At 68.5% G+C, this 12,929-nt stretch carries 10 protein-coding genes; 8 read left to right on the top strand and 2 right to left on the bottom strand.

All coding sequences use genetic code 11. The features are described 5' to 3' along the window. Positions 1-48: 48 nt before the first annotated feature. The 5 genes from H0B54_RS04555 (at position 49) to H0B54_RS04535 (ending at position 6,480) form a co-directional block, all read left to right on the top strand. Positions 49-522 (top strand): DUF29 domain-containing protein, encoded by a 474-nt coding sequence (locus tag H0B54_RS04555; RefSeq protein ID WP_188259398.1) that lies wholly within the window; start codon positions 49-51, stop codon positions 520-522. A 64-nt stretch (positions 523-586) separates the two neighbouring features. Further along, entirely contained in the window at positions 587-4,078 is a 3,492-nt protein-coding gene (gene metH / locus H0B54_RS04550) for a methionine synthase (protein WP_188259397.1), read from the top strand. A gap of 159 nt (positions 4,079-4,237) precedes the next feature. Then, a complete protein-coding gene (locus H0B54_RS04545) occupies positions 4,238-4,732 on the top strand; it encodes a thioesterase family protein (RefSeq protein ID WP_188259396.1) in 495 nt (164 codons plus the stop codon). An 80-nt stretch (positions 4,733-4,812) separates the two neighbouring features. Further along, positions 4,813-5,325, top strand: coding sequence for a pentapeptide repeat-containing protein (locus tag H0B54_RS04540; protein WP_094302288.1), 513 nt, complete (start codon positions 4,813-4,815; stop codon positions 5,323-5,325). A gap of 117 nt (positions 5,326-5,442) precedes the next feature. Next, a complete protein-coding gene (locus H0B54_RS04535) occupies positions 5,443-6,480 on the top strand; it encodes a GGDEF domain-containing protein (RefSeq protein ID WP_188259395.1) in 1,038 nt (345 codons plus the stop codon). Between the two features lie 24 nt (positions 6,481-6,504). Here H0B54_RS04535 and H0B54_RS04530 read toward each other — a convergent pair whose 3' ends face one another. Beyond that, positions 6,505-7,599: an NAD(P)H-dependent flavin oxidoreductase gene (locus H0B54_RS04530; protein WP_188259394.1), complete on the bottom strand. Its 1,095-nt coding sequence runs from the start codon at positions 7,597-7,599 to the stop codon at positions 6,505-6,507. Positions 7,600-7,716: 117 nt separating this feature from the next. After that, positions 7,717-9,768 carry a molybdopterin-dependent oxidoreductase gene (locus tag H0B54_RS04525; RefSeq protein WP_188259393.1) on the bottom strand — a complete coding sequence of 684 codons (2,052 nt, stop codon included), beginning with the start codon at positions 9,766-9,768 and terminating at the stop codon, positions 7,717-7,719. 223 nt (positions 9,769-9,991) lie between these two features. Here H0B54_RS04525 and H0B54_RS04520 point away from each other — a divergent pair, with 223 nt between their 5' ends. The 3 genes from H0B54_RS04520 to H0B54_RS04510 all read left to right on the top strand — a co-directional run bounded on the left by H0B54_RS04520 (position 9,992) and on the right by H0B54_RS04510 (position 12,906). Beyond that, on the top strand, positions 9,992-10,747 hold the full coding sequence (locus H0B54_RS04520; protein ID WP_094302284.1) for a type 2 periplasmic-binding domain-containing protein: 756 nt from the start codon (positions 9,992-9,994) through the stop codon (positions 10,745-10,747). A gap of 69 nt (positions 10,748-10,816) precedes the next feature. Next, positions 10,817-12,430, top strand: coding sequence for a methyl-accepting chemotaxis protein (locus H0B54_RS30610; RefSeq protein WP_188259392.1), 1,614 nt, complete (start codon positions 10,817-10,819; stop codon positions 12,428-12,430). A 119-nt stretch (positions 12,431-12,549) separates the two neighbouring features. Next, positions 12,550-12,906, top strand: a complete 357-nt coding sequence (locus H0B54_RS04510; RefSeq protein WP_188259391.1) for a zinc ribbon domain-containing protein YjdM — start codon at positions 12,550-12,552, stop codon at positions 12,904-12,906. Positions 12,907-12,929 lie beyond the last annotated feature (23 nt).

Below are 12,929 nucleotides of genomic sequence, written 5' to 3'. Positions count from 1 at the left end.
CCCCTGTGCTAGGGTGTTGCGGATGATCGCGGTCGCGGAGGAGGGGCCATGGACAGCCGGATCGGCTACGACGATGACTTCTACGCCTGGACCCAGGAGCAGGCCCGCCTTCTCCGCGAAGCCGCCCGCGAACGTCTGAACACGCCCATCGATTGGGAGCATGTGGCGGAGGAGATTGAGGACATGGGGCGTTCGGATGCCAAGGCGCTTGGCAGCGCTTTGAAGCGGGTGATCGAGCATCTTCTGAAGCTCGAACATTCGCCGGCCTCCGACCCTCGGCTGGGGTGGCGGGAGTTGGTGGTCAATCACCGCATCGCCGCCTGGGACGAGATCGACGCCAGCCCCAGCCTGCGCAGGAAAATCGACCTTGGGCGTGCCCACCGGGATGCCCGCCGTCTGGCCGTCCTTGGTCTCGCCCGGGATGGAATGTCCGAAGACGCCGTCCCACAGGATTGCCCCTACACGCTGGAACAGGTGCTTGATCACGACTGGTGGCCCGCGAACCGCCATAGCCTTGAGTGAACCGCTGACGACCTCCTGACCCTTTCCGCCCGACCTTCCTTCCGAAACGGACCAGACCCTTCCCATGCCGCACATTCTCGACACTCTCCGCGACCGCGTCCTGCTCTGCGACGGCGGGTTCGGCAGCCGCATCCAGGCGCTCGACCTCGACGTGGAGAAGGACTACTGGGGGCACGAGAACTGCACCGACATCCTGCCGCTCTCGCGCCCGGACATCGTGCGGGAGATCCACCGCGGCTATTTCGAGGCCGGCGCGGACATGGTGGAGACGGACACCTTCGGCGCCTCCCCGGTGACGCTGGGCGAGTTCGGCATCTCCGAGAAGGCGTTCGAGATCAACCAGCGCGCGGTCGAGCTGGCGCGCGAGGCGGCGGAGACCTTCACGGACGGGCAGCCGCGCTTCGTCATCGGCTCGGTCGGGCCGGGCACCAAGCTGCCCAGCCTGGGGCACATCCCCTATCAGGACCTTGAGGACAGCTTCTTCGTCCAGGCGGCCGGCCTGATCGCCGGCGGCGCCGACGCCATCCTGGTCGAGACCTGCCAGGACCCGCTGCAGATCAAGGCCGCCGTCAACGGCATCAAGCGCGCCCGCGCCGAAGCCGGGTCCGACACGCCGGTCTTCGTCCAGGTGACGGTGGAAACCACGGGCACGCTGCTGGTCGGCACCGACATCGCCGCGGCGGCCACGGTGATCCAGGCGCTGGACGTGCCGCTGATGGGCCTCAACTGCGCCACCGGCCCGCTGGAGATGAGCGAGCATGTGAAGTGGCTGACCCAGAACTGGCCGGGCCTCGTCTCCGTGCAGCCGAACGCCGGCCTTCCGGAACTGGTCGACGGCAAGACGCACTACCCGCTGCGCGCCGACGACTTCGCCCATTGGCTGGAGCGCTTCGTGACCGAGGACGGGGTGAACCTCGTCGGCGGCTGCTGCGGCACCAACGTCCCGCACATCGCGGCGGCCAATCAGATGCTGCGCAAGCTGGCCCCGGCCGGGTCGCACCGCCCGAACCCGAAGGGCCGCACGGTCCATTGGGTGCCCGCGGTCGCCTCGCTCTACTCCCAGGTCACGCTGCGCCAGGAGAACGCCTTCTTCGCCATCGGCGAGCGCTGCAACGCCAACGGCTCCAAGAAGTGGCGCGAGCTTCAGGAGAAGAACGACTGGGACGGCTGCGTCGAGATGGCGCGCGAGCAGGTGAAGGAAGGCTCGCACACGCTGGACGTCTGCACCGCCTTCGTCGGCCGCGACGAGGTGGCGGAGATGCAGGCGGTCGTGCAGCGCTTCGCCGGGTCGGTTACCGCCCCCCTGGTCATCGACTCCACCGAATACATCGTGCTGGAGAAGGCGCTGGCGCTCTACGGCGGCAAGGCGATCATCAACTCCATCAACTTCGAGGACGGCGAGGAGCCGGCCCGCAAGCGCCTCGCGCTCGCCAAGAAGTTCGGCGCGGCGGTGATCGCGCTGACCATCGACGAGGAGGGCATGGCGAAGACGCCGGACCGCAAGCTCGCCATCGCCAAGCGCCTCTATGACCTCGCGGTCAACGAGTTCGGCCTGCCGGCCCACGACCTGCTGTTCGACCCGCTGACCTTCACCATCGCCACCGGCAACGAGGACGACCGCAAGCTGGCGATCTGGACGCTGGAGGGCATCGAGGCGATCAGCCGCGAGATGCCCGGCTGCCAGATCATCCTGGGCCTGTCCAACGTCTCCTTCGGCCTGAACGCGGCCGCGCGCCACGTCCTGAACTCGGTCTTCCTCGACCATGCGGTGAAGCGCGGCATGACCGGCGCCATCGTGCATGTGTCGAAGATCATGCCGCTGCACCAGATCCCCGAGACGGAGGTCAAGACCGCCGAGGATCTGATCTTCGACCGCCGCGCGGACGGGTACGACCCGCTGCAGGCCTTCATTGCCCTGTTCGAGGGCCGCAAGGCCGCCGACGCCAAGAAGAAGGCCCGCGCCGAGACGGTCGAGGAGCGGCTGAAGGAGCGCATCGTCGACGGGGACCGCACCGGTCTGGAGGACGATCTCGCCGAGGCGATGAAGACCCACCCGCCGCTGGAGATCATCAACACCTACCTGCTCGACGGCATGAAGGTGGTGGGCGAGCTGTTCGGCGCCGGCAAGATGCAGCTTCCCTTCGTGCTGCAGTCCGCGGAGACCATGAAGGCCGCCGTGGCGTGGCTGGAGCCGCACATGGAGAAGCTGGACGGCCAGCAGAAGGGCACCATGGTGCTGGCCACCGTGAAGGGCGACGTCCACGACATCGGCAAGAACCTCGTCGACATCATCCTGACCAACAACGGCTACAAGGTCGTCAACCTCGGCATCAAGCAGCCGGTCGGCGCGATCATCCAGGCGGCGAAGGAGCATAAGGCCGACGCCGTCGGCATGTCCGGCCTGCTGGTGAAGTCCACCGTCGTCATGCGCGAAAACCTGGAGGAGATGACCCGCGAGGGGCTGGAGGTTCCCGTCCTGCTCGGCGGTGCCGCGCTGACCCGCGCCTATGTCGAGACGGACTGCGTGGCCTCCTACGGCTCGGGCCGCGTGGCCTACGCGGGCGATGCCTTCGACGGTCTGACCCTGATGGATCAGGTGGTCGGCGGCAGCTTCGACCAGCAGCTCGCCATCCAGCAGGCCAAGCGGGCGGGCCGGGCGGTCAACCGCCGCCGCGTGCTCGGGCAGGCGACCAGCGCCACCGTCGGTCCGGTGGACAAGGACGCCGCCCGCGCCCGCCGTGCCCGTCTGGCCGAGGGCGTGCCGGTGCCGACGCCGCCCTTCTGGGGGCCGAAGGTCATCGAGCATGTGCCGCTGAAGACGCTGGTGACCTACCTGAACGAGCGGATGCTCTACCAGCTCCAGTGGGGCTACCGGAAGGACGGCAAGTCCTTCGAGGAGTTCAAGGAGTGGGCGAAGAAGGAGCTTCGCCCGGTGCTCGACCGCATCCTCCGGATCGCCGCGAAGGAGGAGATCCTGCGGCCCCAGGCGGTCTACGGCTATTGGAAGGCGGCGGCCGACGGCGACGACGTCATCCTCTTCGCCGAGGACGGAACCAGCGAGGTCGCCCGCTTCACCCTGCCGCGTCAGGCCAAGGAGGACGGTGAGTGCATCGCCGACTTCCTGCGCGACGTGAACGACGGCGAGCGCGACGTGCTGGGTCTGCAGATCGTCACAATGGGCCAGCATTGCGCCGAGGTGGCGCGGGACTGGTTCGCCGAGAACCGCTACCAGGATTATCTCTACCTGCACGGCCTGTCGGTGGAGATGACGGAGGCCATGGCGGAGTACGTCCACGCCCGCATCCGCGCCGAGTTGGGCTACGGCGCCGAGGACAGCCGCGACAAGGAGAAGCTGCTCCAGCAGGCCTACCGCGGCAGCCGCTACAGCTTCGGCTATCCGGCCTGTCCGAACCTCGCCGACCAGGAGCAGCTTCTGAAGCTCCTCGACGCCGGGCGGATCGGCGTGGAGATGTCCGACGAGCACCAGCTCCATCCGGAGCAGAGCACCTCCGCCATCGTCCTGCACCACCCGCGGGCAAAATACTTCAGCGTGTGAAGATGTGTTTTCGCGTCTGATGCAGGCCGCCTGAATCGGGCCATCGCCTCCTTTCCCGTGTCACAAGGGGAGGGAGGCGTCTCCAGGATGATCGGAACCGGCCCGGCGGGCACCCAAGCCGGTTCCCAAAGCGCGGCGGCATCGCTTATCCTTGAGGGCATGAACCATTCGCCCACCCCGCTTCGCCTCCACCGGGAAACCGTCCGCCCGGAGTGGATCGACTACAACGGCCACATGAACGTGGCCTATTATCTGCTTGCCTTCGATCACGCGACCGACGCCGTGCTCGACCATTTCGGGATCGGCAAGGCCTACGCGGAGGGCGAGGGGCGGTCCATGTTCGCGGTGGAGGCGCACCTGACCTACGCCCGCGAAGTGACGGAGGGCGATGGGCTGACCTTCACTTCCCTGGTCCTGGGCGCGGATGCCAAGCGGTTGCACCTGTTCCACGAAATGCGCCATGAGGAGGACGGTTTCCTCGCCGCCACGGCGGAATTCGTTCTGGTCCATGTGGATCTGGCGGAGCGCCGGTCGGTGCCGCTGGCTCCGGACACCGCGGAACGGCTCGCCCGCACCGTGGCGGAGCACGCGACGCTTCCCGTGCCGCCGCAGGCCGGGCGTTCGGTCGGGTTGCGGACGCCGAAGGGGGCGTGACGGTAAGTCGCCGCCCGTGACGGTCATTTGTTGCGCCGGACCCTTTGTTATTCGGCCCGCGCGACACTATCTGTTGGCGCATGAAGACGACAATTTTCGCCGCCTTCGCGGTACTTGCCACCTTCCTGGGCACAGCCCTGGCCCCCTCCGCCGCATTGGCCGAATGCACCGACCCGGCGCAGCCGAAGGTGAACTGGCGCCGCTGCTATTTCGATGGGCGCGATCTGTCGTCTGTGAAGCTGGCCGGGGCGATGCTGCGCGACGCCACCTTCCAGCGGGCCACGCTGAAGGACGCCGACCTGTCGGAGACCGACGGCTATCGCGCGAAATTCTTCAGCGCCACCATGCCGGGGGTGAAGCTGAACGGCGCCCGCCTGATCGAGGCTGATTTCACCCGCGCCGATTTGACCGGAGCATCCTTGAAGGAAGCCGACCTGCGCAACGCGAAGCTGGTGAACGCCATGCTGCAGAAGGCCGACTTCACCGGGGCGCGGCTGGGCGGCGCGGACTTGCGACACGCCGATCTGTCGGGCGCCACCTGGATCGACGGCACAACGGTCTGCGCCGAGAAATCCGTGGGACAATGCAATTGAGAAATTCGCAAGTAACTTGCTTCCCAATTGTAATATAATGACCCATTTGGAAAGTTGCTTGCCCGTCTCTTTCCCGCTGCGGTAGCTTTTTCAAAGCGCAGTGGAAAGGCAACGGATATGGCGGGCGACCAGGATTTCGAGACGGCGCGGATTCTCGCGAGCCGCGCCATGGATCGGATCGCCGTCCATGGGCTTTTGCCGAATCCGGAGAACTTCACCCTCTGGTACGCCTACTTCGGCGGACAGAACCCGGACCTGACGCGAGCCATCGAACTGGCCCAGCGCGACGGCGCGACGCTGTCGCAAAGCCATTGCGACGAGCTGTACAAGCGCTTCTTCACGCTCGACGCCGAGGCCCAAGCCATCCGTGAGACGTCGGAGCGGGCGCGCGTCGCCCTGGGACGCATCCTCGACCAGTTGGGCAGCGTGGGGTCGGAAACCGATCGCTACGGGCAGGCGCTGGCCGGCTTCCGGGGGGAACTGGACCAGCCGATGAGCTTGGCCGAGCTGCGCGCCATGGTGGCGGCCATTGCGGCGGAGACCACCGCCATCGTGGACCGCCAGACCCGCCTGCAGAGCCAGCTTCTCGAATCCAGCCAGCAATTGGCCGAACTGCGCGTCGTCCTGGATTCGGCGCGGCGGGAGGCGATGACCGACGGGTTGACCGGAATCGCGAACCGGCGCGGCTTCGATCTGGCGCTGGCCTCCGCCGCGGAGGAGGCGGTGCAGACCGGAATGCCGATGACCCTGCTGATGGTGGACATCGACCATTTCAAGCGCTTCAACGACACCCACGGCCATCTCGTCGGCGACCATGTGCTGAAACTGGTCGCCAAGGTGCTGACCGAAGGGGTGAAAGGGCGCGACACCGTCGCCCGCTATGGCGGGGAGGAGTTCGGCGTCATCCTGCCCCACACCGCCCTCGCCAACGCCGTCAAGCTGGCCGAGCAGCTCCGCGCCTCCGTGGGATCGCGGCAGATCATCAACCGGACGCGCAACGCCAACTACGGATCGGTGTCCCTGTCGGTCGGGGCGGCGGAATACCGCCCCGGCGAGGATCTGCTGGCCCTGATGCGCCGCGCCGACGAGGCGCTCTACACCGCCAAGCGCGGCGGGCGCAACCGCGTCTGTGCCGAGGCCACGGTCGCGGGCTGACCGCCAGCCATCAGTTCCGATGCATCAGGCGCCGCCGGTCAGGCGTCGGACCGCGGCGTCGGTTTCGTCCACCAGCCGCGTCATAAGCTCCGCCGCCGTCTGCCTCCGCGCCAGACGGACCCCTTGTCCGGCCCACAGCGACAGGAATTCCGCCCGGCCCTGCTGAGCGGCGGCGGTGCGCATCGGGCGGGTCAGTGTGTTCTGAAGAGGAAAGGGCAGGGCGTCACTGTCCGGGATGTCCTCCATGACCCGGTTCACGATCCCGCGCGCCGGGCGGCCCGAGAAGGCGCGGGTCACCCGCGTCTGCGTCTCGCGGGCATCGAGGATCGCCCGCTTGTGCGCCTCGGGGATGCCGGCCTCCGCGCAGGTCAGGAAGGCGGTGCCCATCTGCACACCGGTGGCGCCCAGCGCCAGCGCCGCCGCGATGCCGCGCCCGTCCATGATGCCGCCGGAGGCCAGAACGGGCAGGGTCACCGCGTCCACCACCTGCGGAACCAGCGCCATGGTGCCGACCAGTCCGGCGGCGAAGTCCACCTCTCCCGAGCCCGTGGCGAAGCTGCCGCGGTGTCCTCCGGCCTCCGCACCCTGGGCGACCACGGCGTCCATGCCGGCCCGTTCCAGCGCAATGGCCTCCTCGACGCTCGTCGCCGTGCCCAGCAGGAGCATGCCCCGCGCCTTGATGGCGGCCAGCGCGTCGGCGGGCGGAATGCCGAAGGTGAAGCTGAAGGCCGACGCCCCGCAGTCCAGCACCGCGGCCAGTTGGGCGGCGAAGCCGTCCGCCCCCGAAGCCGGTGCGCCAGGGGCGGGCAGGCCGAGGTCGGCGTGGTAGCGCGTGATGCGGGCGACCGCCGCGTCCATCCTCCCCGCGTCCGGTGCGTCGGGTGCGGGCAGGGGAGCGAACAGGTTGATCCCGAAGGGGCGGGAGGTCCGGGCGCGGATCGCCCGCGCCCGCTCCGTGATCTGGTCCGGGGTCAGATAGGCCGCCCCGATGAAGCCGACTCCGCCGGCCTCGCCCACCGCGGCGACGAGGTCCGCCGTGTCGGCGCCCCCGGCCATCGGGGCCTGGACGATGGGATGGGACAGGCCCAGGCGCTGGGTCAGTGTGGTGTGAACCGGCATCGCGCCGCCCTCCGCTTTCGGTGTTCCGCGGAGTGAGGCTAGGACAGTCCGGCCATCGTGAAAAACGATTTGTTCAGATGGGACGGATCATGTCCGGTGATGGATGCCGGAGCCGGCTCAGGCGGCGCGCAGCCACACCGCCGTGTCGTGAAAGGCCGCACCGCCTGCCGGCGGGATCGGCTCGGGCGAGGTCAGGGTGTTGATCCCGATCCCCTCCAGGAAGGCGCTGTTCGGCCAGATGCCCTCGACGATGACCACCCCGCGCGGCACCCCGGCGAAGGGCTTGGCGTGGACGACGACGCTGCCCAGCCCGTTGCCGAGGCGCACGGCGTCGCCTTCGGCCAGGGCGAGCCCCGCCGCGTCCTCCGGATGGATCAGGACGGTGGGACGGCCTTCGCGGCGCTGGGCGGTCACCGTCTCGGTGAAGCTGGAGTTCAGGAACTGCCGCGCCGGGGCGGTGACGAGGCGGAAGGGATGTTCCGCGTCCGCCGGGCGGCCCGGCGTCATGTGGTCCGGCAGTTCCGGCAACTGGCCGGCGCCGTAGGGGCCGAGCGCCGCCCAATCCGGCGCGAAGCGGAACCGCCCGTCCGGGAAGGCGAAGCCGTTCAGGAAATGCGAGGTCTCGAAATCCGGCTGGGCGTCGATCCAGCGCTGCTCCGTCAGGGTGGCGGCGTCGGTCAGGCCGGAGGTCTTCAGCATGGAGTCGATGATCTCCAGTGCGCTCATGCCGAAGCCCGGATGCTCGGCGCCGACGCGGCGCGCCAGCTCGGAAATCACCCAGTGGTTCTCGCGCGCCTCGAACTGCGGTTCGATCACCTTGCGGCCGATCAGGATGTGCATCTGCCCGCCGCCGCGGTAGAGGTCGTCGTGCTCCAGGAAGGTGGTGGCGGGGATGACGATGTCGGCCAGTTGCGCCGTGTCGGTCATGAACTGCTCATGCACCGCCACGAACAGGTCGTCGCGCAGGAAGCCGCGGCGCACGCGGGCGCTGTCCGGGCAGATGGCCGCCGGGTTGGTGTTTTGGATCAGCATGGCGGTGATCGGAGGACCGCTGGCGATGTCCTCCCCGGTCAGCACCGCGCCGATGCGCGACTGGTCGAAGCCGCGCACCGAGCTGTCCAGCCGGTCCAGCCCCTCCGACAGGGTGCGGTCGATGCTGTAGATGCCCGACGAGCAGTAGAGCGCACCGCCGCCCTTGTGCGCCCAGGCTCCGGTGACCACCGGCAGGCAGGACACCGCGTGCATCTGCGCCGCTCCGTTGTGGCCGCGCGTCAGCCCGTAGCCCAGCCGCAGATAGCTGCGCTTGGTGGCGCCGTAGAGGCGGGCGAAGCCGACGATCTCCTCCACCGTCAGGCCGGTGATCGCCGCCGCCCATTCGGGTGTGCGGGTGGCGAGATGGGCCTCAAGCTGGTCGGCCCCGGCGGCGTAGCGGTCGAGATAGGCGCGGTCGGCCAGACCCTCGCGGAACAGGACGTGCATCACCGCGCAGGCCAGCGCGCCGTCGGTGCCGGGACGCAGCATCAGATGCAGGTCCGACACCTCCGCCGTGCCGGTGCGGTAGGGATCGATGGTGACCAGCTTCGCCCCGCGGCCCTTGCGGGCGCGGCTGACGTGGGTCATCACGTTGACCTGGGTCGCCACCGGGTTGCCGCCCCAGTTCACGATCAGGTCGCTGTCGGCCATCTCGCGCGGGTCGGCGCCGCGGATGTCGCCGTGGCCGGCCAGCCAGCCCATGTTGGCCGGCGTGTCGCAGACCGTGCTGATCTGCCGGGAATAGCCCTTCGCGTGGCGCAGCCGCTGGATGCCGCCGCGCTGCACCAGCCCCATGGTGCCGGCGTAGAAGTAGGGCCAGACGGCTTCCGCGCCATGGACCCGCTCGGCGTCCAGGAAGGCGTCGGCGATGCGGTCCAGCGCCTCGTCCCAGCCGATTTCCGCCCATTGGCCGGACCCCTTGGGGCCGGTGCGCCGCAGGGGCGTCCTCAGCCGGTCGGGGGAATGGACGCGTTCCGCGTAGCGGCTGACCTTCGCGCAGATGACGCCCGCCGTGTAGCTGTTGGCGGCGGCCCCACGGACCTTGCCGATGCGGTCCGGCGCGACCCGTTCGACTTCGAGGGCGCAGGTGCTCGGGCAATCGTGCGGGCAGGCGGTTGGCAGGAAGACGGAGTTCACGGGAGGACGCCTCGGCGCGGGAAAAGCGGAGGTCAGCTTATGTCCGGCGTCCAGCTTTCCGCAACCGGTCAGGATTGTTTAAGGACTGCCATCAGATTTCAATATTGCAGCCCTATCCTTGTGGAGGTGCGTCTCGGAAAGAGGTATGTTTCCTAAAAAATGCTCGCAAATGGCGGCTTCTGGTCCGCCGGAAGCATGCAACGACACTGCAAGGGGAAGCCGTATGATCGCGAATGTTGCCGGAGGCGCCCGGCGGACGCTGCGGGCCGGGGTGTTCGCCAGCCTGTTCGGAGCCATGGTCGGAGCCGTTGCCGGTATGGCCGCTCCGGGGATCGCCACGGCGCGGGCGGACGGCGTCAAGCTCGGCTATGTGGAATTCCCGCCTTACACCCAGACCGACGGTGGGGCCGCGAAGGGCAGCCTGATCGAAGCCTTCGACAAGGCGGCCAAGGCCGCCGGCGTCGCCTACACCGCCGAATCAGCCCCGGCCCGCCGCCTCTTCTCCGGCATCGCGGAGGGCGAGTTCAACATTTTCCTGGGCATCCGCACGGTCAAGGAATTCGACGGAACCACGCTGATCAGCGCCGCCCCGATCGCCCGGATCGAGCTGAACGCCTACGGCATCGGCGAAGCCCCGGCGGTGAAGGCGAAGGAGGATCTGTCGGGCAAGGCGGTCATCGCGCTGAACGGCTATTCTTATGGCGGCTGGCGCGCTTGGATGGAGGACCCGGCCAACAAGGTGCAGCTGGTCGACGCGCGCACCGCCGACCAGGCGCTGCAGCTTCTCCAGGCCGGGCGGGCGCCGACCCTGCTGCAATATTCGCTGCCGATGCAGCAGGCGCTGGGCGGGAAGACGCTCGCCGACCTGAAGGCGACGCCGGTCCAGAGCCTGGACGTCTACATCGTGGTGTCGAAGAAGACTCCGGACGCCGCCGCGGTTCTGGCAAAGCTCGAAGCCGGGTTCAAGGCGACCCAATAGCGCCGAGGCGGGCGCCGTCGGGCGCCGACCGTTAGGCAACCTGTTGTTCAGAAAGAAAAAGGGCGGATCATGACGGTCAGCGGGGTGGCAGGCGGAATTCAGGACGGCGGAATCCAGGACAGCGGAATTCAGGGCGGTGGTTTGGGGCTGCGCCTGCGGGCGATGCTGCTGATCGGCGGCGTGTTGCTCGTTTATCAGGTGCTGGCCATTGCCTGGGGGGTGCACGGCTCGGCGACCCAGGCCAAGGAGACACTGGCGGCGCGGGCCGATATGGTGGCCTCGCTCCAGGCCCGCGCCGCGGCGATCCCGCTCTACGACTTCGACACCGAACAGGTGCGCGAGGTCGCCAGGGCGCCGTCCTCCGATCCCGATTTCCTCGGCGCCCAGGTGCGCGACGACAAGGCCAAGGTGGTCGCCGAGGTCGGCGACACCAAGGCCGTGAAGGGCTTCATCGAGGTGATCAAGCCCATCGTCGGCGGGCAGGCCGGCCAGCGCAAGACCATCGGCGAGTTCGTCCTGCGCCTGCGCACGGACCGGGTGGAGGCGCGCGTGACCGCCGACGCGGTGACCCAGATCGCGGTCGGGGCGGTCGCCTTCCTCGCCATCATGGCGGCGCTCTACCTCGTCGTGTCGGCCATCACCCGCCCGCTGATGCAGATCACCGCCATGGTCGGGCGGCTGGCTGAGGGCGACTATGCCGTCGCCGTGCCGGCCCTGGACCGCCGCGACGAGATGGGCGCCATGGCCCGCACCATCGACATGCTGCGCCAGAACGCCCAGCACCGCCAGCGGCTCGAAGCCGAGAAGCTGGCCCGGCAGGCGGAGGAGGCGCAGCGCGGCGAGCGGCTGACCCGCCTTGCCGCCGCCTTCGACCGCTCGGTCCAGGCGACGGTCGGCGAGGCCTCCACCGCCGCCTCGCAGATGAAGGGCAGCGCCGGCAGCATGCTGGACAGCGCGCTGCGCGCCGACCAGTGCAACGCCTCGGTGGCCGGCGCCGCCGACGAGACCAGCCGCACCGTTCAGACGGCCAGCGCGGCGGCCGAGCAGCTCACCCAGTCGATCCGCAGCATCGCGGAGAGCGTGAAGCAGTCGGTCGCCATCTCCGCACAAGCCATCGACCGCGCCGACGCCAGCCGCAAGACGGTGGAGGCGCTGGCCGCCGGCGCCGCCAAGATCGGTGAGATCACCAGCCTCATCACCTCCATCGCCGGCCAAACCAACCTTCTGGCCTTGAACGCGACCATCGAGGCGGCGCGGGCCGGGGAAGCCGGCAAGGGCTTCGCGGTGGTGGCGAGCGAGGTGAAGAACCTCGCCAGCCAGACCGCCAAGGCGACGGAGGAGATCGCCACCCAGATCGGCGCCATCCAGTCGGTGACCCAGGAAACCGTCTCCGCCATCGGCGCCATCACCGAAACCATCGGCCAGCTCAGCCAGCGCTCGGCGGAGATCGCCGCTGCGGTCCAGCAGCAGTTGGCGGCGACCGGTGAAATCGCCGAAAGGGTCCGCACCGTGGCGGGGGAGGCCGACACCGTGACCCGCAGCATCGCGGTCGCATCCGACGCCTCGGCGGAGGTGGCGGCGGCGGCCCGCGAGTCGGTGGAGGTCGCCCAGACCCTCCAGGCGCGCTTCGTCGATCTGCGCGATGAGGTGCAGAGGTTCCTGGCCTCGATCAAGGCGGCGTAAGCGGCCTGCAATGACACGCAACTTGCCTGCGATGGGCGCGCATGCCCGCCGCGGGCAAGTTGCGTTTCCGGATTTTGCCTCGCCGCACTAGGATGCCGCTCCCGATTGGCGAGGATGATATGGACGACGGATTGAAGTGCCCGAAATGCAACTCCGAGCATGTCTATCAGGACGGCATGCTGTGGATCTGCCCCGAATGCGCCCATGAATGGAACCCGCAGGCCGAGGGCGGCGCGGGCGCGGACGCAGCGGCGGACCAGGGAGTGCGGGACGCCAACGGGAATGTCCTGAGCGACGGCGACGCGGTGACCGTCATCAAGGATCTGAAGGTCAAGGGCTCGTCCCTGGTCGTCAAGGGCGGCACCAAGGTAAAGAACATCCGTCTGGTCGACGGGGCGGACGGCCACAACATCGCCTGCAAGATCGACGGCATCGGCGCGATGAATCTGAAGTCGGAATTCGTCAAGAAGGCGTGACGTCCTCCGGCTTCCCCGAAAAG

Origin of the sequence: Azospirillum tabaci (assembly GCF_014596085.1) — a bacterium.
Taxonomy (GTDB): domain Bacteria; phylum Pseudomonadota; class Alphaproteobacteria; order Azospirillales; family Azospirillaceae; genus Azospirillum; species Azospirillum tabaci.
This window is presented reverse-complemented; position numbering and strand designations above follow the sequence as displayed.

Coding starts and splice junctions, on each gene's coding strand:
- H0B54_RS04545 (WP_188259396.1), top strand. CDS start 4,238: ATGAACCATTCGCCCACCCCGCTTCGCCTCCACCGGGAAACCGTCCGC.
- H0B54_RS04555 (WP_188259398.1), top strand. CDS start 49: ATGGACAGCCGGATCGGCTACGACGATGACTTCTACGCCTGGACCCAG.
- H0B54_RS04535 (WP_188259395.1), top strand. CDS start 5,443: ATGGCGGGCGACCAGGATTTCGAGACGGCGCGGATTCTCGCGAGCCGC.
- H0B54_RS04520 (WP_094302284.1), top strand. CDS start 9,992: ATGATCGCGAATGTTGCCGGAGGCGCCCGGCGGACGCTGCGGGCCGGG.
- H0B54_RS30610 (WP_188259392.1), top strand. CDS start 10,817: ATGACGGTCAGCGGGGTGGCAGGCGGAATTCAGGACGGCGGAATCCAG.
- metH (WP_188259397.1), top strand. CDS start 587: ATGCCGCACATTCTCGACACTCTCCGCGACCGCGTCCTGCTCTGCGAC.
- H0B54_RS04510 (WP_188259391.1), top strand. CDS start 12,550: ATGGACGACGGATTGAAGTGCCCGAAATGCAACTCCGAGCATGTCTAT.
- H0B54_RS04540 (WP_094302288.1), top strand. CDS start 4,813: ATGAAGACGACAATTTTCGCCGCCTTCGCGGTACTTGCCACCTTCCTG.
- H0B54_RS04530 (WP_188259394.1), bottom strand. CDS start 7,599: ATGCCGGTTCACACCACACTGACCCAGCGCCTGGGCCTGTCCCATCCC.